Below are 21,926 nucleotides of genomic sequence, written 5' to 3'. Positions count from 1 at the left end.
ATTTAAGGTTGAAGATCTGCTGAAAGATTTTCAACCTTATTTTTATTTAAAAATAAATAGATTAAATAAAAAGATGTAAAATGCAATACTCTGTCCATTGTATTCAAAACGATGTGGTCAATAAAATACGTTCCAATCGCAGCAAATACATCGTTAAAAATTAAGGCGAAAGTGCCAAAAAAATAATAATAAGCCCTTTTATCTCCATATTTGGCTAAATACATAACCGCAGTGGCGCCCAGAAAAACGGTTATTATAGCATTAAAAACTATAATAATTTCGAGGTAAATATCTCCAACTGCTGATGTTAGAAGGTATAAGACAACCAATAAAAAAATACAATTTATTCCAAAAATGATAAGTGAAAATCCTTTAGGAAAGGTATACAGTTTTTTCTCTTTAAGTGAGTTGTGTCCTAAAATAAGCAACGCAGAATAGCAAAAAAATGAGGCTACCATAGCAGTTCTAAACAATTGTATAGAGTTTTCATAGAATAATAGCAATACTTCATTTGCATAAAAAAAAAGAACAAATAAAATATAGATTAAATTAAGCTTCTTAAAACTATTTGCTGCTGCATACAGGATAAAGGTTGGAATAATTAATGGCTTAATGTAAATAACTAGAGCTTGATCAAAAAAAATCCCTGCACAAAAGTAAATTGCTAGTAATGCAATTGGGATTAATAATAACAGCCTCTTGGTTTTGATTACATTCATAAACAAACATAGCATTTTAATTTTTCTTTACAAAAAATATGTAAATTTTTTATAGAATTTAGAAAGAATTTGTTATTGTAAATTATTAAATTTACAAAATATGAAACAAGATTCTATAGTTATTGTTGGTGGTGGTTTAGCCGGACTTATTGCGGCCATTCATCTCAAAAACAATAATTATGATGTTATTGTGATAGAAAAAAATGAATTCCCAAAGCACAAAGTTTGTGGTGAATATATTTCCAACGAAGTTTTACCTTATTTAAAATCATTGGGACTCGACATTTCGTCGTTGGGTCCTAAACATATTGATAAACTATTCTTTTCAGTTGTTTCTGGAAAATCATTAAATAGCACATTGCCTTTAGGCGGATTTGGGATTAGTAGGTATCAGTTAGATCAGTATTTATATAAAGAAGCGCTTAGTCGTGGTTGCCAAATTGTAAAAGAAACGGTTTCTGATATCGAATTTTTGGATAGCAAATTTAAAATAACCACAAATTTAAACACGTATACTGCTCCAATTGTAGTAGGTGCCTTTGGGAAAAGATCCAATCTTGATATCAAGTTTAAACGGCCTTTTATTCAAAAAAAATCACATTGGCTAGGTGTTAAAGCGCATTACAGGGTAGATTTTCCTGATGATCTTGTTGGCTTGCATCATTTTGCAGGTGGGTATTGTGGCGTTTCTAAAGTTGAAGGCAATCTAGTGAACATTTGTTATCTAGCTAATTATGAAACCTTTAAATTGCATAAAACTATTGAAGAGTATCAAGAAAATGTAGTTTGTAAAAATCCGAATTTAAAAGATATTTTTAAAAAAGCCGTCATACAGTTTGAAAAACCCTTAACTATTAGTCAAGTTTCATTCGAAAAAAAAAAATGTGTAGAAAATCATATTCTAATGATCGGTGATACCGCAGGATTGATTCATCCTTTGTGCGGCAACGGAATGGCAATGGCGATTCACAGTGCAAAACTAGCAGCTGAAAATATAATACTTTTTCTAGAAAAAAGTATTGATCGAGATACTTTAGAAAGTAAATATTCAAAAGATTGGAACAAAAATTTTAAAAAAAGATTGCAAATGGGACGTATTTTAGGACAACTATTGCAGTACGAAAAAACAGCACAAGCGGTATTAAAAATTTTAATTTTATTTCCGGCTCTATTGCCCATAATTATAAAAAAAACACATGGTAAACCTATATAAATGGCTATAAATACAACCCATAGAACTAGCGCATCTGAAATTATGGATGACTTTGAGCTCGAAGGAGAAGAACTAAAAGATGCCTTAGATAAAATAGCCAAAATTAATCAGCTTCTAGGTGGCAATCGGTTAACTTTAAAAGGAGTACAAGAACTTCTTAAACAATCTAAAAAAGTAGAAATTGTTATTGTAGACGTAGGTTGTGGCAATGGTGATATGTTGCGAACTCTAGCTGATTTTGGAAAAAAAAACAATTTGAAATTTCAATTAATAGGTATAGATGCTAATAACTTTACAGTCAAGCATGCGCAAAAATTATCTGAAAATTATTCTAATATTAAGTATCGCTGCGAAGATATTTTTGATAAAGAATTCAAGGTATTAAAATATGATATCTTATTATGTACATTGACCTTACATCACTTTAACGATGATGAAATTATGTATTTGCTAGATGTATTTTATACCAATGCAGCTACTGGTATTGTTATCAATGATTTGCATCGAAATCTAATTGCTTATCGATTGTTTCAAGCATTATGTTTTGTTTTTCGATTGAATACTATGTCACGTGAAGATGGATTAACCTCGATTTTAAGAGGTTTTAAAAAAGAAGAACTGCTACAATTTTCAAAAAAATTAAATTATAAAAACTATAAAATTCATTGGAAATGGGCTTTTCGCTACCAATGGATAATTTCAAAAATATGAGTGTAAAAATCAAAACCGTAGCAAAACAATTACCAAAATATTCTAGAACAACCGAAGAAATTCTTCCTTTTTTAGACACTTGGTTGATAGGACAAGACGAACGATTTATCAGGAAAGTAAAGAAAATTTTTGAAGGTGCAGCAGTTGATAAACGGTATTCTATTATGGATCCAATTGAAGTGTTTACCAAAACTTCATTTGAGGAACGAAACGATATTTATGTTCGTGAAGTGATTGATTTAGGAGAAAAAGTATTGGAAAAAGCCTTGCAAAAAGCCAAATGGAACCCTAGAGATTTAGATTACATCATCACGGTAAGTTGCACCGGAATTATGATTCCGTCACTAGATGCCTATTTGATTAATTCATTACAACTACGTCAGGATATAGTGCGGCTTCCTGTTACTGAAATGGGTTGTGCTGCAGGAATTTCAGGTATTATTTACGCTAAAAATTTCTTGCAAGCCAATCCCGGAAAACGTGCAGCTGTGATTGCTGTTGAAAGTCCAACTGCAACTTTTCAATTGGATGACTTTTCTATGGCCAATATTGTGAGCGCCGCCATTTTTGGTGACGGAGCTGCTTGTGTTTTATTATCTTCACATGAAGACGATGAAGGGCCAGAAATACTTGCCGAGGAAATGTATCATTTTTATGACAATATTCACATGATGGGTTTTAAACTGACCAACTCGGGCTTGCAAATGGTGCTGGACATTGAAGTTCCAGAAACTATAGCGTCTCACTTTCCGGATATTATTCATCCATTTTTAGAAAAAAATAATTTAAAAATGGAAGACATTGATCACTTAATATTTCATCCGGGTGGAAAAAAAATTGTACAAACGGTTGAAAGTTTATTTTCGAGTTTGGGTAAAAATATAGACGATACAAAAGAGGTTTTACGATTGTATGGCAATATGTCCAGTGCAACAGTGTTATATGTTTTAGAACGAATAATGGACAATCAGCCTACGAAAGGGGAGAAAGGGTTAATGTTGAGTTTTGGTCCAGGTTTTTCAGCGCAAAGAGTTTTATTACAGTTTTAAAATATATTTTTATGACAGGACCAAATAAAGAAGATATTTATCCTTTAAAAAACTATGAACGGCTTTGTTTTTTAAAGAATATCATAAAAAATCCAAATATAGTTGTAGGTGACTACACGTATTACGATGATTTTGAAGATACTGCAAATTTTGAGAAAAATGTAAAGTACCTATTTGACTTTAATAATGATCAATTAATCATTGGAAATTTTTGCATGATTGCCTCCGATGTAAAATTCATTATGAATGGGGCCAATCACTTGACAGATACAATTTCAAGTTATCCATTTTCTATATTTGGAAATGGCTGGCAAGAAGCTATGAAGGGCAAAGAATATCCAAATAAAGGGAATATTGTCGTTGGTAATGATGTTTGGATTGGATATAATGCCACAATTATGGCCGGCGTAACAATTGGTGATGGTGCAATAATTGCTGCGAATGCCACAGTCGTAAAAAATGTAGAGCCTTATACAATTGTAGGTGGAAATCCAGCGAAAATCATTAGAAAACGATTTTCAGAAACACATATAAAGTTATTATTAGAAATTCAATGGTGGAATTGGAGCATAGAAAAAATCACTGAAAATGTTCAGTTATTAACTAGTACTACTGTTGAAGATTTGAAAAAATTTGCAAATAAGAAATAGGATATGAACAAAGAGCAAATTATTTTAAAATTACCGTATTCTAAACCGTTTTTATTTGTAGACGAAATAATTGCAATTGATGAAAATGGAGTAGAAGGAACCTATACTTTTGATCCAAATTTAGACTTTTATAAGGGACATTTTAAAGACAATCCAATAACGCCAGGAGTAATCCTCACAGAGGTTATGGCACAAATTGGGTTGGTTTGTTTAGGTATATTTTTATTAAATGATGACTTGAATAAAAATACATCAATTGCCTTAACATCAACAGATATTGAATTTTTAAAATCTGTTTTTCCTAATGAAAAAGTGAATGTGATTTCAAAAAAAATATACTTTAGATTCGGAAAATTAAAATGTAAAGTCAACATGAAAAATGAACAAGGAATAGAGGTTTGTACAGGAATAATTGCAGGAATGATACTTTCTAAATAATGAAAAAAAGAGTTGTTATTACAGGTCTAGGAGTTGTTGCCCCAAATGGAGTAGGACTTGATGATTTTACGCATGCTATCAAAAATGGAATTTCGGGAATCAAGCACGACCCAGAATTAGAACGACTACAATTTTCATGTCAAATTGCAGGAAAACCTGAGATTTCTACTGAATTTGCGTTGCGCTATTTCTCTGAATTAGAGTTGCGTAATTTCAATTCTACTGGGATTTTGTATGGTGTAATAGCTGGGATTGATGCTTGGAAAAATGCTGGATTATCTTTAGAGATAAATGAAGAACCCGATTGGGATAGCGGAACTATTTTTGGTACTGGTACTTCTGGAATCGATAAATTTCGCGAAAGCATTTATAAAATTGATGATTTTCAAACCAGACGATTGGGTAGTACTGCAGTAGCACAAACCATGAATAGTGGTGTAAGTGCCTATTTGGGCGGTAAATTAGGTTTAGGAAATCAAGTCACCACAAATTCGTCAGCTTGTACAACGGGAACCGAAAGTATTTTAATGGCATATGAACGCATCAAATCAGGTCAGGCCAAACGTATTTTAGCAGGAAGTACAAGTGATTCAGGACCCTATATTTGGGGTGGCTTTGATGCTATGAAAGTATGTACTTTTAAACATAATGAATCACCAGAACAAGGATCGAGACCAATGTCAGCAAGCGCTTCCGGTTTCGTACCAGGCAGTGGAGCAGGTGCAATGGTTTTAGAAGATTATGAAACGGCTTTGGCCCGTGGAGCAACCATTTATGCCGAAGTTTTAGGTGGAAATGTAAATTCGGGCGGACAACGTGGTTTAGGAACAATGACAGCCCCAAATCCGGTTGCAGTACAAAAGTGCATACAAAATGCTTTGAAAAATGCAGGAGTTGACGCTACTGAAATTGACACAATCAACGGGCATTTGACCGCCACAACAAAAGATAGTTTAGAAATTCAGAATTGGTGTGAAGCCTTGGGCCGAAAAGGTAAAGAGTTCCCCTATATAAACTCGCTAAAATCAATGATAGGCCATTGTTTATCAGGTGCTGGGTCTATTGAAAGCGTTGCCACAGTATTGCAATTGCATCACGGATTTATTTTTCCGAATACTAATTGTAATGATTTAAATCCTGAAATTTTAAGACTAATTGATGCATCACAAATACCACAACAAGTATTAGAAAAAGAAATTAAAATCGCAGCCAAAGCCAGTTTTGGTTTTGGAGATGTAAATGGCTGCGTTATTTTTAAGAAATATTCTCCATCAGCTATACGATAATTAAATTCACAAATATTAATAAAATGAACAAAGAACAAACCCTTCAAGAACTAACTAGTATTATCAAGCCTTACGTTCAAAATCAAGAAGCATTTGAAGTACTTACAGAAGATACCGATTTTATAAATGACCTCAAAATTAATTCGGCTAATCTAGTTGATGTTATTTTGGATATTGAAGAAAAATATAACATAGTCATAGACAATGATTCAATGGAGCGCATGGTCAATGTCAAGGCTGCTTTGGAAATTATCGAAACTAAGCTAGCAAGTAAAAGTTAAGTATTTACAGAAAAAACCAATGAAAAATGATTGGAAATGACGTAGTAGATTTAGCTGCAGCAAAAAAAGAAAGCAATTGGCAACGAAAAGGGTTTTTAAATAAAATTTTTACCCAAAAAGAACAATTACTTATTACTTCTGCCATAAGTCCAGAAATAATGGTTTGGAATTTATGGTCGCGAAAGGAGGCTGCATATAAAATTTACAACAGAGAAACAGGTATTAGAGGGTATTTTCCTTTACAAATAGCATGCAACTATGATGATGAAAATTCGGGTTCAGTTGCAATAAAAGGCAGGCTTTATTTTACAAAAACCAGTATTTCTTCGGCTTGTATACACACTATTGCCTTAACAAATAAAGACGACTTTTCGAGGATTGAGAAGCTAAATAGTACTGATGCTATTGTAAAAACGAACGGAATACCTTTTGTGGTTTGTAAGAACTCAACTGTAGTAAAACCAGTATCCATAAGTCATCACGGAGCATTTTGGGAAGCAATTACATTAATGGATTGACTTGAAAATTATTTAATCCCCAATCTTGATTTTAATTTTAAAAATAATAACGCAGTTTTATATGCATCTTCGGCAGCAGAATTTCGTTCACTTAATGGTATATTGTAAGCTGTAAAAAGTTGGTCTAGTGAAAATTGTTTATCATTGGTGTCATGTAATTTGCGGTGCATAATATCAACATCTAAAGCCTCGTTTTTCAATCTTCCGCACGATAATCTTTCTAATGCAGCATTAATCATATCCACATCAAAGTCAATATGATGTCCTACTAAAACTGAATTTCCTATAAATTCAATTAAAGAAGTTATGGCCTCGGTTTCGCCTAATTTTTTCATTTTACTTTCTACCAAAAAATCATTGGAAAGTCCATTGTCATGGAGGAATTTGTATTGCAACAGAACAGCTTCGAAACTATCACCAATGACAATACTGTTATCGATTACTGCAAAAGAACCAATAGATAAAATCACGTCTTTTTCTACATTCATTCCAGAAGTTTCTGTTGATAAAACCACAAAACGTGTTGATTTTTTATCAAATTTAGAGACATAATTTTTCCAAAATTCAGGATGTTCTTTATTAATATTCTTTAACCAGTCTAACATAATTATGAAAATTGCGTAAGTTGAAATTTATTTTTTATTAATTCTTCTAACTCTTTCATGGGTGTCAAAGCATTTTTTAATTTTTCTTTATCAATTTTAGATAGTTCATTTAAATTGATGAATTGTCCTGAATTATCGTTTTTTAAACCTTCTAAAGTTCTGAATTTTGATAAAATTAAAAAGGCTTCTGCACAATTGAGATATACTTCAGCATGCTTAGCATCGGTAATGGCAAGTTGTTTGAATCTTTGGAATGTATTATTTATGCCACGAATATCAAAACTTAAGGTAAACAATCGGGCTCCGTCAATTAATGGCATTAAACCGCGCGTTTTTATATCAAATTTATCTTTTTCGGGTCCTTCTTCTTCCACATTGAAATTTTTGAAAAAAGTTAGCGGTGAATTTTTTCTCAAAGCATCATTGCCCAAAAAGTCAAAGAATAGCGTGTTGTTTTTTGCATTTTTAAAAACAACGTTTCCAATGGCATCTTCTATTCGTTGCTCACCAAAAGTGATTTCGTAATCAAAGAAAATACTACTCAAATCAGTACTATTTTCTCCTGGAGTATTCATCCAACTGTCGTATTGCTTAGTCCAGTCAGTCAGTGATTTACACCAAAGCATATTGCTTCCCATATGTCCGTTTGGACAAAATTCAAAACCAATTTTTTCAAGCGCAGCTGTTGTCTTTTTCCCTAGTTTTATAAAGTAATCTTTTACCTCTCTATATTTATCTGGGGCAACATCTTCAAAAATTAAGATACTATCTTGATCCGTTAAAAGCAATTGTTCTTTTCGACCTTGACTACCAATACTTAACCAAGCAAAACGAGCAGGAGGTGAGCCCAAATCTAATATAGACAATTCTACAGCGCGTTTAATTATTGCTAAATTAATTTCACTAGCAATATTGAATACATGTGACAGCGGTATGTTTTTGGAAATTGAGGTCTGGATCAAATCTGTTAAACGTTCGCGTATTTGTTTTAGTTCCTTTGGATTTTGAGATCGTTTGATTTCTTTGATCAATACACCAGGATTATTTGCTTGTGCAGCAATTAAATCATGCTCTGAAATTACACCTTTTAAATCCGATTTATCAGTACCGTCCTGTGTGACACATAAATGAGTGACATTGTGCTTTAACATCAACAATTGGGCTTCGGCCAAAGATACATTCTCTACAACTGTAATTACGGGCGAAGACATTATTTGATCTATTGAGGCAGTTAGTGGAAATCGTCCAGTTGCAATTTTTGAACGCATATCACTATCTGTAATTATTCCAATAGGAAAATTAGCTTCGCAAATGACAACATTATTTTTTAAGGTTTCAGTCATTAATTGAGCAACTTCTTTTACTATTGCTGTACTTGTCGCTGTAAGTGGAGAATGATTATACGCTAATGACTGAAAATATTGCATCTCAGACTGTTGGTCTGAATAAAAAACATTATCAGAAATTAATTTGCCAACTAAATTTTCTTTATCCTTAGGATTTCTGGTATTTACAGCAAAACTCTCCAATAAAAAGTTTAAAACATCTGAATTATTAACAACAAAGGGTCGGAACGTGTCAATTGGAATGGCATAAACGACACTTTCTTCTCGTGCTTTAGCCGTCATCATGTAATTGTTCTTAGCAAAAAAAGGGCGTAATCCAAATATATCACCTTCGGTACATTTGTTCAATAAAGTTTCCTCGGCATCAGATATAACGGCTAAGTTAATTACACCAGATGCAACCACATAAAAGCTATCGTGCAAAATATCATTTATTTGGAATAAAGTCTTATTTTTCTCTAAATTCACGACCCGAATATTAGTAGCTATTTGAGATAATTCTCCAAATGTTAAGTGATTAAATGGTGGATATCCTTTTAAGAAATCAGCAATATGTTCCGCAATTGTGTTCATAATTTTAGATAGATATGTATCGTTGGTAAAAATAACAATTTTAAAAATACTTTTGTTGGCAATACTCTTGTAAAATAATTAAATTATACAAAACTTAATTTTTTCATAAAATAGATCGGTTAATAGTGAAATAATTACTTCTTGTTTTACTTTTATAAATGAATTTAAAATCATCCATTATGAAATCGATTAGAAAAGTACATTTTTCGTTCATAGCTTTATTCCTTGTGAATTTAATTGCTGCTCAAGGAAAACCAACCAGTAGTAAAGAAGTTGCTACGGGAAAAATTAATGAAGCTACAATTACCATTAATTATGGGAGTCCTTCTGTAAATAATAGACCAATTTGGGGAGCATTAGTACCATTTAATCAAGTATGGCGCGCAGGAGCAAATGATGCAACAACATTTGAAACAGATAAAGACCTAACTATTGAAGGTGCTAAATTACCAGCAGGTAAATATTCTTTTTTTGTGATTCCAAATGAAAAAGAATGTATTATTATTTTTAATAAAGAAGCCAAACAATGGGGCGCTTACAAGTATAAAGATAAAGAAGATCAATTGCGCGTTACGGTTAGGCCACAAGTTGCTAAAGTCGTAGTGGAGAAATTGGTGTATACAATCAATAAGAAAAATGTTGTTCTAAGTTGGGAAAAATGGAATATTCCAATTTCAATTAAATAGATATTTTTTTTTTATGTTATGAAGCATTACTGAGAGGTAATGCTTTTTTTATTACATGTAATTAATGACCCATCCTAATTTCAATAAATTCTATTTTACATAATATAAATTATAGTTCATTTGGTTAGTACATAAAAGAAGGCCAATTCGAATATTATATCATATAATCACGGTTGACTACAATTCTTTTAAATTAGATAATATTAAATGTGTTGTTGGTTCTCCATACACCAAAAGTCTATCGATGAATTGTTGCAGATGCAATTGATCAATTAAAACTACTTTCATAAAAATATTATGTGTTCCTGTAATTCTATAAACTTCATTAATTTCTGGAAACTGATCTAAATCATCATAAAAAAATTTAAGCTTGCCGCTGAATAATTTGAACATAATAAATACTTCAAGTCCAAAACCTAATTTTTTGGTATTGAGTTGAACTGTATATCCTTTTATAACTTCAGTATCTTCTAGTTTTTGGACGCGTTCTCGCACCGATGATGGCGACAGACCAATTTGCTTGCCTATTTCTACAAAGGAAGTTCTTGAATTGATTTTTAGATTTTCAATTATTTTCGAATCTAGTATATCTACCATAAATAAAATTTTAAATACGGCTAAATTACATTTATATAATGGAATATCTACATTAAATCCGTTGAATACGTTTTAATATAATTGGATGTTATTTTAATTTTGCAAAATGAATACAATGATAGTGTTGCTTACAATTGGAATTTTTACTGGTTTTTTCGTTCAAACAATAACGGGTTTTGCGGGAGCTTTAATCGCTTTACCTTTTTTACTGTTTGTAATGCCACTGCCCGATGCAATTGGGTATTTATCCATTTTTTATATGATATCAACTCCTTTCCACGTCTATAAAGAATGGAAATATATTGATAAATTACTCATTAAAAAATTAGCTTTATCCTCTTTTTTTGGTCTTTTAATTGGCATTATTGTTTTATCGTATGGCCAACCCACTATATTAAAAAAAGGTCTTGGAATCTTTATTTTACTTTTTGTTTTACATAATATATTGTCCAATAAAGAAATACAAATTGTATCTAAAATGAAGTTCTTTTTTGGATTCCTAGGTGGTTTTTTCTCTGGTGTATTTTCTACTGGTGGCCCATTATATTTGGTAATTGTAAAAAATGAAACATCAGATGTAAAGATCATGCGCGCCACCATGTTTGGCGTATTGGGATTGATAACAGTTATGCGCATTCCAGTCCTTGCTTTTGAAGGAATTTTAACGGTTGATCAATTGTATAATTCACTTTATGTGTTGCCTTTTTTTATATTGGCTTTGGTTTTAGGCAAAAAAGTCTATTTAAAATTAAATGAAATGATATTAAAGCGAATAATGTTAGGGCTTTTATTTCTCTCTGGTATGGTATTGGTTTTTAAAAATTAATGAATTTAACCGTTCCATTTTTTGAGTTTTTTAATTTGATATAGTCTACAACTGATTTGTATTTTTAATTTTACCTTTGCATCAATTAAAAAAAAATTTATGACAGTTGCAGAAATGCCAAAAGCAAAATATTTTAAATTAATTCTAATTTTAGGTTCACTTACTGCGCTCGGTCCTTTCTCTATTGATATGTATTTGCCAGGATTTGCAGGAATTGCCAACGATTTGAATACAAGTGTTGCAAATGTTTCTATGACATTGTCGAGTTATTTTATTGGAATTTCAGCAGGACAATTACTCTATGGACCTTTACTAGACCGTTTCGGACGAAAGAAACCCTTATTTATTGGATTATTAGTTTACATACTAGCTTCATTAGGTTGTGTTTTCGTAACCGATATCGATACATTCATAGGATTACGTTTTGTTCAAGCTATTGGCAGCTGTGCAGCGACCGTTGCATCGGTATCTATGGTTCGAGACTTATTTCCTGTCAAAGATATTCCAAAAGTGTTTTCATTATTGATGTTGGTTGTAGGGCTTTCGCCAATGTTAGCGCCAACTGTTGGAGGTTATGTTACCGAATATTACGGTTGGCACGTGGTCTTTTTTATACTGATGTGCATGGGAATTTTAATTCTTTTGGCAGCTGAAATTGGTTTACCTACTACTTTCAAGCCGGATACTTCTATTTCATTAAAACCTAAACCTATTATTACAAACTTCCTTACCATCCTCAAAGAACCACAATTTTATACGTATGCTTTTGCCGGTTCAATTGCGTTCTCTGGATTGTTTACCTATGTGGCGGCCTCCCCTATTTTATTTATGGATATTTTTAAAGTTGATGCCAAAACCTACGGTTGGATATTTGCTTTTATGTCATTAAGTTTTATTGGTGCGAGTCAATTAAATTCTTTTTTGTTGAAAAAGTACAGCAGTGAACAAATGATTTTTGGGTCATTAATTGTTCAAACTTGTGTCAGCATTTTATTTCTTGCTTTGGCAATGAATTCACTTTTAGGTTTGTATGAAACCATTACCCTATTATTTTTATTTCTAGCTTGTTTAGGAATATCAAATCCCAATACCGCTGGACTCACACTAGCGCCATTTTCAAAAAATGCAGGAAGTGCATCGGCATTAATGGGTGCTATTCAATTGGGATTAGGTGCTTTGGCTTCTTTTGCAGTAGGTGTTTTTGTTAAAAATTCGATGTTGCCTATGGTTTTAATTATGACTGTTTCAACCGTATTAGCACTTATTATTTTGATTCTTGGAAAACGAAACATAAAAAAACCATCACAACTTCTCTAAATCAAGAAATGGTGACAGTTCATTAAATATAGCTTTAGTTTACGCTTGTTTAGGTTCTGTTTTTACTTTTTTATCAGGTCTGATAATCATACGCAACGATTGATCTTGTGCAAAGTAAGCTATCATCCAATTGAAAAAGGTTTTGACTCTGTTGCGATATGTTATCAAGGAAATCAGGTGAATAAACAACCATATTATCCACGCAAAAAATCCTTTGAAATGCATTTTTGGTTTTGGTAAATCAACCACAGCCTTATTTTTTCCAATAATAGCCATCGATCCTTTATCATTATACTTAAAAGGTTTTAATGATTTGTTAGCACTCATTCGCTTAAAATTTTCAGCTAAATTAATTCCTTGCTGAATTGCAACTTGGGCCACTTGCGGATGACCGTTAGGAAACTCCATATCCGTTTGTTGAATACAAGTATCGCCTATTGCAAAAATATTTTCGGTATGTATTACTTTATTAAAAGCGTTTGTGGCCATCCTTTTTCCACGTCCGTAACTTTCTAAAGGAATTCCTTCGAAAACTTTGGCGGAAACTCCAGCCGCCCAAATTAAATTTTTAGTTTGAATGGTTTCTCCATTACCAAAATACACAATGTCATCCTTATAATCGACAACGGTCGTGTTTAATTTCACAACAACCCCTAATTTTGTTAGTGCTTCCAGTGTATTCTCTTGTGAAGCTTTGCTCATTGTTGATAAAACGGCATTGGCACCATCAACCAGATAAATATTGCTTGCGGTGGTACTTAATTCCGGATATTCTTTCAAAAGAATATTTTTACGCATCTCAGCAAACATTCCCGAAACTTCAACGCCAGTTGGGCCACCTCCGGCAACAACAATAGTTAAGTGTTTTCTGCGTTCCCGCATGTCTTTGCAAATGGCCGCTTTTTCTAAATTTTTCAATAAAGTATTGCGCATCACAATTGCATCATTGAGCGTTTTCATTGGAATAGCATTTTTCTTTACGTTTTCCATTCCAAAATAACTCGTTTCGGCACCCGTAGCAAAAACCAAATGATCGTATTTCAATTCACCATTATGAAGGATTATGGTGTTTTCTAAAGGATTTACTTTTAATAAATTACCAAGTCGGAATTTTAGATTTTTTTTACCCGAAAAGAATTTTCGAAAAGGATAACTAATGCTGGACGGTTCCAAAAATGCCGTACCCACTTGATAAATTAGCGGCGCAAAGAAATTATAGTTGTTTTTGTCAACTAGCGTTACCGTTATTCCTTTTTCATTTAGCAACTCTTTTGCAAGGTTTAATCCTGCGAATCCCCCTCCTATGATAACAATTTCCATATTTTTATATTTATAAAATAATCATTCTAAAAGTACAAATTTAAATAACAATTTGTACAATTTAAAAACCAAAGAGTAGACTTAAATTCAAATTCATAAAGGTTTTAGATTGTGCTCGAACAGACAGTAGAATTATTAAGTTTCCTGCATTATTAGATTTACTATTTTTTACAAACTAAAGAGTTTCTTTGTTAATCCACTTTGTAACTATTGGCGCTTGATACTTTTCCATTTTATCGAGTAATTCATCGATAGTATCACTTATCAAAAGCATCTCTTGGTTGCTTGGTTTCAAAAATCCTTTGTCCACCATAGTCTGAATTAAAACCAGTAATGCATCGTAGAACCCGTTTGTGTTTAAAATCCCTATTGGCTTTTTATGAAGTCCAAGTTGTGCCCAAGTCAACATTTCAAACAATTCCTCCAAAGTACCAAAGCCGCCAGGCAAAGCAATTACTCCATCGCACAAGTCGTTCATTTTTGTTTTTCTTTCGTGCATGGTGTCCACTAAAATGAGCTCTGTTAAGTTATTATGTGCCAATTCTTTGGATTGCAAAAAAACAGGAAGGACACCAATTACTTTTCCGCCATGCTTTAGAGCGCCGTCAGCTACAGCTCCCATTAGTCCAACATTGGCACCACCATATACTAACTCGATATTTTTTTTAGCTAATGTTTGCCCTAATACAATAGCTTGTGTGAGGAAAATAGCATCGGTGCCTGAACTTGAACCGCAAAAAACTGTTATTCTTTTCATTGTGATTGTTATTTTTATACTTCTGCTGGTCTTTTTTTCTTGATTAAGCAAGCCAGCATTACTCTAAAATTATTACGATTTAGATAGTAAAAATTATTAACAAGATTATAATTATACCAAATACAATCACTCCAACTCCGTGGTTGGTCGTATTATTTTCATATTCTTTTTTGTTTGGACTCCAAATTTTTCTGAATGTTGTGTATTAGTTAAATTCTATTAATCAACATGTGTTCAGATACATGTATCTAATACATGCGCCAATAAGCTATAATAAATAGCGACCAACTAAAATTTGTAAAATATCCATTTATTGTTCTTTGATGATTTTATCAATCAGTTTTTCTGCTTATCGCCAAAGTCTGTCTGTCAAAAACCTCGGTTGCACATATACCAAATATAACAAAATACGAGAGTAAAAAGAAGATTTTTCGCATTTTAAAAAATTATGAAAGGTCGTATTTGCTAAGAAACCTTTTGGAAGTCCCAAATCGGTGGTGGAATATTTGGGAAGATATACCCATAAAATCGGTATTTGTAACCATAGAAACAAAAGCATTGACGGACAAAATGTGACTTTTGATTACAAAGATTACCGAGTAGCGGGCTCTTGTTTTTCTTTTAAAAAGCTTTTCGATAACTCCAAAATTATTTACGGAGTGTAATCGGTTCTCCCGAAATAAACGGAACAAGCTGTTCAAAGCAGGTTTCATTGTTGGTAATGCGCACGCAACGAAAACTCTGCTGTTAGAGTTTAGGCAGTTTATTTATTCCGTATGTACATTCCAATATATTTCAATTGTCTATTCCAAATTTAGTTGTATTTAAAACCTATACCCTAATTGAAGACCAAATCTTGCAACTATGGTATGGTCAGTTTTATCAGCATTAAATAAAAGTTTTCCGTAACCAGCATTAATTTCAAAAATAAGACCACCTCTTGTAACCCATTTACTACCTAAACCTACACCAATTGAATAATCAATTACATCAGCACCTTTAGTAAATGTCAAATTATCGTTTGTATCATATATTTTTTTTCCATCTATTGAACTTAACATACCAAATCCTTCTGCAAAAAAACCTGAAGCGTACTTTTTACCAAAGTATCTTCTGTAATATTGTGTAATCATATAATTTGTGTCTTCATTTGAATTTTTATTATTAAACACATACAAACCAGTAACGCCTATTGATGACTTATTGTTTAAGTTTCTTTCATAAGTAGCTTCAAACGTTCCTGCTAAAGGCAATAATACATTAAATTGAACTTCATTTTTTTTATAATTTTGAGAGTTGCCATTTTGCGCATTAACAGCAAAAAACGAAAATAACATTGCAATAATTAAGTACTTTTTTTTCATAATATAAGTTTTATTGTTTAGGGCAAACATATATTAATTTGTTTTAAAAAATGTTAATTAAACCTATTACTGAAGTTAAATTTAATACAACTTTACTGACTAAAAACATATTTTAATGATTGTCTTTTGTGCGTTTTAATACTGCTGACCGCTGTTCAACACAGGTTTCATTGTTCGGCTTGCAGCCGCAACGAAACCTTATCTGTTGTGAGCAGTTTATTTTTGATAATCTGTATAAAATTTATATATTTCTATCATTTCTGTTGTCAAGCTTTCAATTTTCATTACATATTTCGCTACTTTCTTTGCATCGAAAATATCTTCTGCTATTACTTGTCTTTCCTTTCGGTCGACAAATCTAATTTTATGATTTGCAATTAAATTTATGCTTTCCTCACTTGTGTCGACCATCCAATGAGCCAAGTGGTTTCGAGTTTCTATAATGTTGTTAAGATTTCCCCAAATTTTTTCAATACTGATATTCTTTGAAGTTTGATAATTATCTAGACAAATTTTAAAAAGTTGCTTTTTTTCTCTAATACCAATTTCAGATTTTTTTCTTCCAACCTTTTCTTCAATATCTACATTAAAATGCAAACAATGAATATCTATTATATCATCAATAAAACTTTCTAATAAACAAAATGTATTAAGAAATTTGCCTCTGAATTCTATTGCATATTTATTTATATTTCTCGTAGTTAAAGCACCGCCAATTATTTTAGCGTATGATCCACAGCAAACATTTTCGACTGTTACAATTCCATCAATAATTTTAAAATCTGCCTTTTTATTGCATGTTTTACAAGAGTTCCTCTTTACACCAGCTTTTAAAAACTCGACTTTTTCAGGGTCTAATTTTCCGAAATTTAGTTGTGTCTCCATTTGTTCTTGTGTACGTGAGTTAAATTGCTCACAACGTCAGTCTGTGAAAAAACCTCCGTTTTATTATGCTCAAATATACTAAAAACTTGTATTAAAAGAAGATTTTTCGTATTTTTAAGCATGCAACACACCATAGGTATTTCTCGTCAACAACTGTGTTTTTCAAGTTTAGAAGATACAATCAGTCCCGATAATCAGGTGCGATTTATAGATGCCTTTGTCATGTTGATCGCTCTAAATTGAATTTTGCAGTAAAAACGCTCAAGACTAAAACCCCTCTTGTCATTCTCTCTCAAAACTTTAAGATAAGTACATAGTTCATGCCAGAAACCGTTCTCCCGTAAAAACGGTACAAGCCGTTCAACACGGGTTTCATTGTTCGTGCTGCGCACGCAACAAATCTCTAGCGTTAAGTTAGGTTTTTTTAATTCTCTTTTAAAGTCATTTCTAATTTATTTAAAGCATCTTCAATGATTGCGCCTGTATTTCTATCATTTTGATTTGCAATAATTAATATTCCTAGATTGTATTTCGGTAAAATTTTTATTATGTTCGAAGTTCCATTTGAACCACCGTCTTTTATATAGTTTGTATTTCCATTTTCTTCTGATACAGTGTCCCAGAAATATCCCATATCTATGTTTGGATAAACTTTTCTATGAGATTCAATAACAACCTTATTATTTGGATTTAATTCAAACTTGATATATTTGCTTAAATCATCCATTGTTGATTTTAGAAATTTGGATGCTCCCCAAATACTAATTGTTAAAGGTTCCATAATATCGCCTTTTGAATTATAGCCATTTGCAAGAATCTCGTTATTTCCTAAATTAAGTTTTGTAGATTTCATTCCTTCTTTTTTAAAAATCTCGTCATCTAATAGGTCATCGTAACTTTTTTTATATACATTTTCTAAAATATAAGCACACAATTCGGGTGCTAAAGCACCGTACTTATAGCCAGTTCCTGGAAGTGAATCTACTTTTACTTTTCGTAAATCAGCTAAGAAAAGTTCTTTAGTATACGCTTTATCAAGTCTATTTTTATAATAAAGGAAACTTTCAGCTGGGTATTTATCTCTTATTTGTTGAGTAATAGGAAAAGGTGTTTGTATTCCACTTCTATGGACAAGTAAATCCTTTATTTTTATTGGCTTGCCTTGAAACTCTAAATTAGAAAAATCATCATTCAAATATTTTCTAATATCGTCATTTAATCCAATTTTATTTTTTAATACAGCATTAGCCATTAGTGTTCCTGTAAATACTTTAGTTGTAGAGCCTATTTCAAAAAGTGTTTGATTAGTTGCTTTATTGCGCTTCCCTTTATCCAACTCTCCATAGTGTTTTATATAAGTTTTTTTATTTTTAACAATTGCTATAGAAACAGAATTAGCTCCTGATTTTTTCAGAAAAGAGTCTGCAACTGTATCCATTGAATCGTATACAGATTTATCAAAATTATTTTTGTTTGAATTTGATTTTTGTTGCCCAAAAGAATAAATAAAAAGAAATACAAAAGAGAGAAATGAAAATTTTGTCATATTATTATTGTTTAAAAATTTAGTGGGTTTTGGAAACTTACCACTAATGTCAGTCTGTGAAAAAACTTCCGTTTTATTATGTTCAAATATAGCAAAAAACTGGTATTAAAAGAAGATTTTTCGTATTTTTAAGTATGAAACACATCATAGGTAATTCTCGTCAACAACTGCGTTTTTCAAGTTTAGGAGATACCATAAGTCCTAATAATAAGTAGCGATTTATAGATTCCTTTGTTAAGTATGTTGATCGCTCTAAATTGAATTTTGCAGTAAAAACGCTCAAGTCTAAAACCCCTCTTGTCATTCTCTCTCAAAACTTTAAGATAAGTACATAGTTTATGCCAGAGACCGGTTCTCCCGTAAAAACGGGACAGGCTGTTCAACAGGTTATTCATTGTTAGTGCTGTGAACTCAACGAATCTCTAGGTGTTAGCTGTAGCGTTTTATTTATTCAGCTAATTGGTTTTCAATATCCATTCTTTCGTGAAGAACTCTTACGACTTCAATTTCATTAGTTTTGTCTTTTTTAAAGAAAATTGAATGAGATTTTACTTTTGAATATTTATATGATTTTCTAATTTTTCCAAAGTCAAGAGCCATATCAAAATTTTCTACGATATATTCAATTTCGTCAATGATTAAGTTATAATATCGATCTGCTTGTTCAACAGACCAATTTTCTGCTGTATAAAACCAAATGTTACTAATATCTTCTAATGCCTTTTCACTAATTATATACTCTGACATTATTTTTGAAAATTAGCTTTTAGCATTTCAAGATTTTTATTTCGGTCAAAATTTATGATTTTGCTACTCTTTTCACCAATTTTTATTTCATTGATTAACGATTTTTTTTTTGTTTCTTCTTGCTCAAAAATCCTTAAAGCAGTTCTAATAACTTCACTTACTGAACTATATTTTCCTGTGGAAATTTGTTCATCAATAAAATTTTCAAAATATTCTCCTAATAGTATTGATGTATTTCGTCCCATAATTTTTTTACCAAAGATACCAATAATTGGTATTAAATTCAAATTTTTTAGTTTTCTGTCCAAAAGTTACTGCCAACGATAGTTCTCCTGAAGGTTCAGGATAAAAGCCTTCAAACGAACTCAATTTAGTTAATCGGTTAGTAAATATGCATATAATTAGAACTTCAATTTAAATTCTTTTTTCAAAAAGTCACTTTTTGATCCCTAAAAGAAAACAAGGTGTAAAGCGAGTTGAAAAAAGCTGTCAGAATCATAAAAGGTTAAGCTTACACCCTCACCTTCATTGAATTGTTCTGGGCGGTTGTGTGCCTGCCTGCCGATAAGCCACGGACAAAACGGACAATGGCAAAATAGCAGAGCCGATGGAAAATTCTTGTTTGCAGTCAAGGCTTTGTCGATACTTTTTACGGCTAAATATTGCGCCAAACTCAAGGCAAAATCACCTATCCAATACGAACAAATCAGGCAGGATTTATGGAAAAAACCATGGGTTGTTTTTGCTAAGAAACCTTTTGGAAATACAATGTCGGTGGTGGAATATTTAGGCAGATACACCCGCAAAATAGCCATTAGCAACCAGAGAATTAAAAGTATTGACGGGCAAAATGTGACTTTTGATTACAAGGATTACCGAATGACAAGTGCAAAAAAGAAGATGACACTGACGTATCAGGAATTTATTCGGCGTTTTGCGTTGCATATTTTGCCTAAACGTTTTACTTCGTCAGTTCGCCCTATGGGCTCGGGTGCGAAAATATGGCATTACGGTTTTTTGAGCAGCATCCCGTAAAAACGGGACAGGCTATGGAAACGGCAAAAACTGAAGCTTTTACAAGAGAAACTCAAGTAAAAGTGCTAGAAAAAGTAGAAAAGAAGCTTTTTTTACCTAAATGTCCGTGTTGTATCTGACGCGGCGGACAGGTGGGCAATTTACATCGGATAGCGGTTTTTGACCAGCGTGGTCCGCCTCCCGAAGCGTCGGGATGGTATCTTGGCGGTGGCCAGAACTCCTTTCCCTGTAAAAGCTAATTTTGTGGGTAAGGGCACGTGTGCCTAATCCCGAAACTTCGGGAAAGGAAAACACGTAAAAACCATCTTGATTTTACCGCACAAAAAAAGAGGACACTAAATCCTCTTGATATTCTCTCTCTAAACTTTACGACAACTCCATAAGTGTTGACGGCATGTAATCGGTTCCGTTCAAAACAGGTTTCATTGTTCGACTTGCAGCCGCAACGAAACCTTATCTGTTGTAGGATGTACTTTGTTAGGTATTAAGTTTCTTTTTATCCGTTGTCTTTTTTGTTGATTTTTTCTTTTTAAAGAAGTCACTCAAAGCTTTTTCTTCGGACAATGTTAAAGAACTTAATCCTCCAATAGTATCAATTTCTAAATCTAATTTTTTAGTTTTCATATTACTTATTTTGAAAATATTTATTGATTAATTTCAGTGCTGATTTTGTTTCAATTATCATAATTCTACCACCAAAATGAAATGCTCCTAATGTTTTTTCATAATGCTCAACTAATTGTGATTTCGAAAGAAAAGAAACATTTCCATCGTGTCCACGTTGAAAAGATAATTTACAAGCATATGCAACTAAATTACCAGCAACACTAGCATAAACTTTAGTTTGACCTTTGTTAAATGGAGCATTTTCTACAAGATGCATATAAACGTGGTCAGATTTGACTTCTAAGCTAACAAGTCCTTGAATAATTTTAGAATTTCCAGCAATTGTAAGTTTATAAATATCTCTAACTGGATTTTTAAATTCTTCACTCCAGTTAAAAAGCCAACCATTTTTCTTTGTTACAGATTTTAAATCAGAGTTTTGAAGAATAGAAATTTCAGTCTGAAAACTGTCTCCAGTAATCACGTTTTCAATTGAGTTTGTTAGTTTATCAATTATAAAATCTAAACCTATTTCTGCATTTTTATCCATTCAGCTAATTTAATCAATATAATCTAATTCTAAAAAAATTCGATGGTTTTTGCGGTTTTTTGGACGTATATCCTACAACGTCAGTCTGTGAAAAAACTAAAATCAGTCGCCTGAGAATCTCATATTTGAGATTTTTCTTTGGTAGCCCTCCAAATACTTTCTGAATTTGAAGAAGTTTTTTCGCAGCCTGACGTCAGTCTGTGAAAAAACTTCAGTTTTATTATGCTCAAATATAGTAAAAAACTTGTATTAAAAGAAGATTTTTCGTATTTTTAAGCATGCAACACATCATAGGTATTTC

The 21,926-nt window shown here is 32.1% G+C and carries 24 protein-coding genes and 2 pseudogenes; 13 read left to right on the top strand and 13 right to left on the bottom strand.

Translation table 11 applies throughout. The features are described from left to right. Positions 1 to 2: 2 nt before the first annotated feature. On the bottom strand, positions 3 to 719 hold the full coding sequence (locus ACNQGB_RS15215; protein WP_417945808.1) for a hypothetical protein: 717 nt from the start codon (positions 717 to 719) through the stop codon (positions 3 to 5). 100 nt (positions 720 to 819) lie between these two features. On the opposite strand from ACNQGB_RS15215, the gene ACNQGB_RS15210 reads away from it, so the two are divergent. Genes ACNQGB_RS15210 through ACNQGB_RS15175 form a run of 8 tightly spaced genes read left to right on the top strand, consistent with a single transcriptional unit; the run spans position 820 to position 6,865 of the window. After that, complete coding sequence (locus tag ACNQGB_RS15210; protein WP_417945809.1) at positions 820 to 1,932, top strand: NAD(P)/FAD-dependent oxidoreductase; 1,113 nt, start codon at positions 820 to 822, stop codon at positions 1,930 to 1,932. Beyond that, on the top strand, positions 1,933 to 2,643 hold the full coding sequence (locus ACNQGB_RS15205; RefSeq protein ID WP_417945811.1) for a methyltransferase domain-containing protein: 711 nt from the start codon (positions 1,933 to 1,935) through the stop codon (positions 2,641 to 2,643). It abuts the gene before it with no gap. Next, a complete protein-coding gene (locus tag ACNQGB_RS15200) occupies positions 2,640 to 3,692 on the top strand; it encodes a type III polyketide synthase (protein WP_417945813.1) in 1,053 nt (350 codons plus the stop codon). Before ACNQGB_RS15205 ends, ACNQGB_RS15200 begins: the two co-directional genes overlap by 4 nt. Positions 3,693 to 3,703: 11 nt before the next feature. Continuing rightward, on the top strand, positions 3,704 to 4,342 hold the full coding sequence (locus tag ACNQGB_RS15195) for a CatB-related O-acetyltransferase (protein ID WP_417945815.1): 639 nt from the start codon (positions 3,704 to 3,706) through the stop codon (positions 4,340 to 4,342). A 3-nt stretch (positions 4,343 to 4,345) separates the two neighbouring features. Further along, positions 4,346 to 4,780, top strand: coding sequence for a 3-hydroxyacyl-ACP dehydratase FabZ family protein (locus tag ACNQGB_RS15190; RefSeq protein WP_417945817.1), 435 nt, complete (start codon positions 4,346 to 4,348; stop codon positions 4,778 to 4,780). Beyond that, positions 4,780 to 6,066: a beta-ketoacyl-[acyl-carrier-protein] synthase family protein gene (locus tag ACNQGB_RS15185; RefSeq protein WP_417945819.1), complete on the top strand. Its 1,287-nt coding sequence runs from the start codon at positions 4,780 to 4,782 to the stop codon at positions 6,064 to 6,066. Before ACNQGB_RS15190 ends, ACNQGB_RS15185 begins: the two co-directional genes overlap by 1 nt. Positions 6,067 to 6,089: 23 nt before the next feature. Continuing rightward, positions 6,090 to 6,347 (top strand): acyl carrier protein, encoded by a 258-nt coding sequence (locus ACNQGB_RS15180; protein ID WP_417945821.1) that lies wholly within the window; start codon positions 6,090 to 6,092, stop codon positions 6,345 to 6,347. Positions 6,348 to 6,373: 26 nt separating this feature from the next. Further along, positions 6,374 to 6,865 (top strand): 4'-phosphopantetheinyl transferase family protein, encoded by a 492-nt coding sequence (locus ACNQGB_RS15175; protein ID WP_417945822.1) that lies wholly within the window; start codon positions 6,374 to 6,376, stop codon positions 6,863 to 6,865. An 8-nt stretch (positions 6,866 to 6,873) separates the two neighbouring features. Here ACNQGB_RS15175 and ACNQGB_RS15170 read toward each other — a convergent pair whose 3' ends face one another. Both ACNQGB_RS15170 and ACNQGB_RS15165 read right to left on the bottom strand, forming a co-directional pair. Continuing rightward, the gene (locus ACNQGB_RS15170) at positions 6,874 to 7,470 is read right to left on the bottom strand and encodes a 3'-5' exonuclease (protein ID WP_417945824.1); all 597 of its coding nucleotides are present in this window, start codon (positions 7,468 to 7,470) and stop codon (positions 6,874 to 6,876) included. 2 nt (positions 7,471 to 7,472) lie between these two features. Beyond that, positions 7,473 to 9,389, bottom strand: coding sequence for a DUF294 nucleotidyltransferase-like domain-containing protein (locus ACNQGB_RS15165; RefSeq protein WP_417945825.1), 1,917 nt, complete (start codon positions 9,387 to 9,389; stop codon positions 7,473 to 7,475). Between the two features lie 179 nt (positions 9,390 to 9,568). On the opposite strand from ACNQGB_RS15165, the gene ACNQGB_RS15160 reads away from it, so the two are divergent. Beyond that, positions 9,569 to 10,075 carry a DUF2911 domain-containing protein gene (locus ACNQGB_RS15160; RefSeq protein WP_417945826.1) on the top strand — a complete coding sequence of 169 codons (507 nt, stop codon included), beginning with the start codon at positions 9,569 to 9,571 and terminating at the stop codon, positions 10,073 to 10,075. A 177-nt stretch (positions 10,076 to 10,252) separates the two neighbouring features. Here ACNQGB_RS15160 and ACNQGB_RS15155 read toward each other — a convergent pair whose 3' ends face one another. Continuing rightward, entirely contained in the window at positions 10,253 to 10,672 is a 420-nt protein-coding gene (locus ACNQGB_RS15155; RefSeq protein WP_417945828.1) for an Lrp/AsnC family transcriptional regulator, read from the bottom strand. A gap of 106 nt (positions 10,673 to 10,778) precedes the next feature. Between ACNQGB_RS15155 and ACNQGB_RS15150 the strand changes: the two genes are divergently transcribed. Next, positions 10,779 to 11,498, top strand: a complete 720-nt coding sequence (locus ACNQGB_RS15150) for a sulfite exporter TauE/SafE family protein (protein WP_417945829.1) — start codon at positions 10,779 to 10,781, stop codon at positions 11,496 to 11,498. Positions 11,499 to 11,612: 114 nt separating this feature from the next. Continuing rightward, a complete protein-coding gene (locus ACNQGB_RS15145; RefSeq protein ID WP_417945846.1) occupies positions 11,613 to 12,815 on the top strand; it encodes a multidrug effflux MFS transporter in 1,203 nt (400 codons plus the stop codon). 39 nt (positions 12,816 to 12,854) lie between these two features. On the opposite strand, the gene ACNQGB_RS15140 is transcribed toward ACNQGB_RS15145, so the two are convergent. Both ACNQGB_RS15140 and ACNQGB_RS15135 read right to left on the bottom strand, forming a co-directional pair. After that, positions 12,855 to 14,135 (bottom strand): NAD(P)/FAD-dependent oxidoreductase, encoded by a 1,281-nt coding sequence (locus ACNQGB_RS15140; RefSeq protein WP_417945830.1) that lies wholly within the window; start codon positions 14,133 to 14,135, stop codon positions 12,855 to 12,857. Between the two features lie 175 nt (positions 14,136 to 14,310). Next, entirely contained in the window at positions 14,311 to 14,892 is a 582-nt protein-coding gene (locus ACNQGB_RS15135) for an LOG family protein (RefSeq protein WP_417945832.1), read from the bottom strand. A 455-nt stretch (positions 14,893 to 15,347) separates the two neighbouring features. Here ACNQGB_RS15135 and ACNQGB_RS15130 point away from each other — a divergent pair. Then, positions 15,348 to 15,500 (top strand): annotated as a pseudogene (locus ACNQGB_RS15130) (transposase); the annotation flags it as partial. A gap of 216 nt (positions 15,501 to 15,716) precedes the next feature. Here ACNQGB_RS15130 and ACNQGB_RS15125 read toward each other — a convergent pair. The 5 genes from ACNQGB_RS15125 to ACNQGB_RS15105 all read right to left on the bottom strand — a co-directional run bounded on the left by ACNQGB_RS15125 (position 15,717) and on the right by ACNQGB_RS15105 (position 19,721). Next, on the bottom strand, positions 15,717 to 16,256 hold the full coding sequence (locus ACNQGB_RS15125) for a DUF3575 domain-containing protein (RefSeq protein ID WP_417945833.1): 540 nt from the start codon (positions 16,254 to 16,256) through the stop codon (positions 15,717 to 15,719). 216 nt (positions 16,257 to 16,472) lie between these two features. Continuing rightward, positions 16,473 to 17,141, bottom strand: a complete 669-nt coding sequence (locus ACNQGB_RS15120) for a hypothetical protein (RefSeq protein WP_417945835.1) — start codon at positions 17,139 to 17,141, stop codon at positions 16,473 to 16,475. Between the two features lie 424 nt (positions 17,142 to 17,565). Continuing rightward, complete coding sequence (locus ACNQGB_RS15115) at positions 17,566 to 18,687, bottom strand: serine hydrolase domain-containing protein (protein WP_417945836.1); 1,122 nt, start codon at positions 18,685 to 18,687, stop codon at positions 17,566 to 17,568. Positions 18,688 to 19,134: 447 nt separating this feature from the next. Continuing rightward, a complete protein-coding gene (locus tag ACNQGB_RS15110) occupies positions 19,135 to 19,434 on the bottom strand; it encodes a type II toxin-antitoxin system RelE/ParE family toxin (protein WP_417945838.1) in 300 nt (99 codons plus the stop codon). After that, positions 19,434 to 19,721 carry a type II toxin-antitoxin system ParD family antitoxin gene (locus ACNQGB_RS15105; protein ID WP_417945840.1) on the bottom strand — a complete coding sequence of 96 codons (288 nt, stop codon included), beginning with the start codon at positions 19,719 to 19,721 and terminating at the stop codon, positions 19,434 to 19,436. The genes ACNQGB_RS15110 and ACNQGB_RS15105 overlap by 1 nt, the downstream gene beginning before the upstream one ends. 212 nt (positions 19,722 to 19,933) lie before the next feature. Between ACNQGB_RS15105 and ACNQGB_RS15100 the strand changes: the two are divergent. Continuing rightward, positions 19,934 to 20,708: pseudogene (locus ACNQGB_RS15100) on the top strand (IS91 family transposase); the annotation flags it as partial. 238 nt (positions 20,709 to 20,946) lie between these two features. Here ACNQGB_RS15100 and ACNQGB_RS15095 read toward each other — a convergent pair. Together ACNQGB_RS15095 and ACNQGB_RS15090 are read right to left on the bottom strand one after the other, a co-directional pair. Beyond that, positions 20,947 to 21,093: a hypothetical protein gene (locus tag ACNQGB_RS15095; RefSeq protein WP_417945841.1), complete on the bottom strand. Its 147-nt coding sequence runs from the start codon at positions 21,091 to 21,093 to the stop codon at positions 20,947 to 20,949. A 1-nt stretch (position 21,094) separates the two neighbouring features. Further along, positions 21,095 to 21,625 (bottom strand): hypothetical protein, encoded by a 531-nt coding sequence (locus ACNQGB_RS15090; RefSeq protein WP_417945843.1) that lies wholly within the window; start codon positions 21,623 to 21,625, stop codon positions 21,095 to 21,097. Positions 21,626 to 21,926: the final 301 nt, after the last annotated feature.

The sequence above is a fragment of the Flavobacterium frigidum genome (assembly GCF_048286795.2).
Note: the sequence above shows the minus strand (reverse complement) of the source record. Positions and strands in the feature narration are given on the sequence as shown.

Coding starts and splice junctions, on each gene's coding strand:
- ACNQGB_RS15125 (WP_417945833.1), bottom strand. CDS start 16,256: ATGAAAAAAAAGTACTTAATTATTGCAATGTTATTTTCGTTTTTTGCT.
- ACNQGB_RS15170 (WP_417945824.1), bottom strand. CDS start 7,470: ATGTTAGACTGGTTAAAGAATATTAATAAAGAACATCCTGAATTTTGG.
- ACNQGB_RS15090 (WP_417945843.1), bottom strand. CDS start 21,625: ATGGATAAAAATGCAGAAATAGGTTTAGATTTTATAATTGATAAACTA.
- ACNQGB_RS15200 (WP_417945813.1), top strand. CDS start 2,640: ATGAGTGTAAAAATCAAAACCGTAGCAAAACAATTACCAAAATATTCT.
- ACNQGB_RS15120 (WP_417945835.1), bottom strand. CDS start 17,141: ATGGAGACACAACTAAATTTCGGAAAATTAGACCCTGAAAAAGTCGAG.
- ACNQGB_RS15095 (WP_417945841.1), bottom strand. CDS start 21,093: ATGAAAACTAAAAAATTAGATTTAGAAATTGATACTATTGGAGGATTA.
- ACNQGB_RS15180 (WP_417945821.1), top strand. CDS start 6,090: ATGAACAAAGAACAAACCCTTCAAGAACTAACTAGTATTATCAAGCCT.
- ACNQGB_RS15160 (WP_417945826.1), top strand. CDS start 9,569: ATGAAATCGATTAGAAAAGTACATTTTTCGTTCATAGCTTTATTCCTT.
- ACNQGB_RS15145 (WP_417945846.1), top strand. CDS start 11,613: ATGCCAAAAGCAAAATATTTTAAATTAATTCTAATTTTAGGTTCACTT.
- ACNQGB_RS15155 (WP_417945828.1), bottom strand. CDS start 10,672: ATGGTAGATATACTAGATTCGAAAATAATTGAAAATCTAAAAATCAAT.
- ACNQGB_RS15135 (WP_417945832.1), bottom strand. CDS start 14,892: ATGAAAAGAATAACAGTTTTTTGCGGTTCAAGTTCAGGCACCGATGCT.
- ACNQGB_RS15150 (WP_417945829.1), top strand. CDS start 10,779: ATGAATACAATGATAGTGTTGCTTACAATTGGAATTTTTACTGGTTTT.
- ACNQGB_RS15210 (WP_417945809.1), top strand. CDS start 820: ATGAAACAAGATTCTATAGTTATTGTTGGTGGTGGTTTAGCCGGACTT.
- ACNQGB_RS15165 (WP_417945825.1), bottom strand. CDS start 9,389: ATGAACACAATTGCGGAACATATTGCTGATTTCTTAAAAGGATATCCA.
- ACNQGB_RS15115 (WP_417945836.1), bottom strand. CDS start 18,687: ATGACAAAATTTTCATTTCTCTCTTTTGTATTTCTTTTTATTTATTCT.
- ACNQGB_RS15110 (WP_417945838.1), bottom strand. CDS start 19,434: ATGTCAGAGTATATAATTAGTGAAAAGGCATTAGAAGATATTAGTAAC.
- ACNQGB_RS15205 (WP_417945811.1), top strand. CDS start 1,933: ATGGCTATAAATACAACCCATAGAACTAGCGCATCTGAAATTATGGAT.
- ACNQGB_RS15215 (WP_417945808.1), bottom strand. CDS start 719: ATGAATGTAATCAAAACCAAGAGGCTGTTATTATTAATCCCAATTGCA.
- ACNQGB_RS15175 (WP_417945822.1), top strand. CDS start 6,374: ATGATTGGAAATGACGTAGTAGATTTAGCTGCAGCAAAAAAAGAAAGC.
- ACNQGB_RS15140 (WP_417945830.1), bottom strand. CDS start 14,135: ATGGAAATTGTTATCATAGGAGGGGGATTCGCAGGATTAAACCTTGCA.
- ACNQGB_RS15195 (WP_417945815.1), top strand. CDS start 3,704: ATGACAGGACCAAATAAAGAAGATATTTATCCTTTAAAAAACTATGAA.
- ACNQGB_RS15185 (WP_417945819.1), top strand. CDS start 4,780: ATGAAAAAAAGAGTTGTTATTACAGGTCTAGGAGTTGTTGCCCCAAAT.
- ACNQGB_RS15190 (WP_417945817.1), top strand. CDS start 4,346: ATGAACAAAGAGCAAATTATTTTAAAATTACCGTATTCTAAACCGTTT.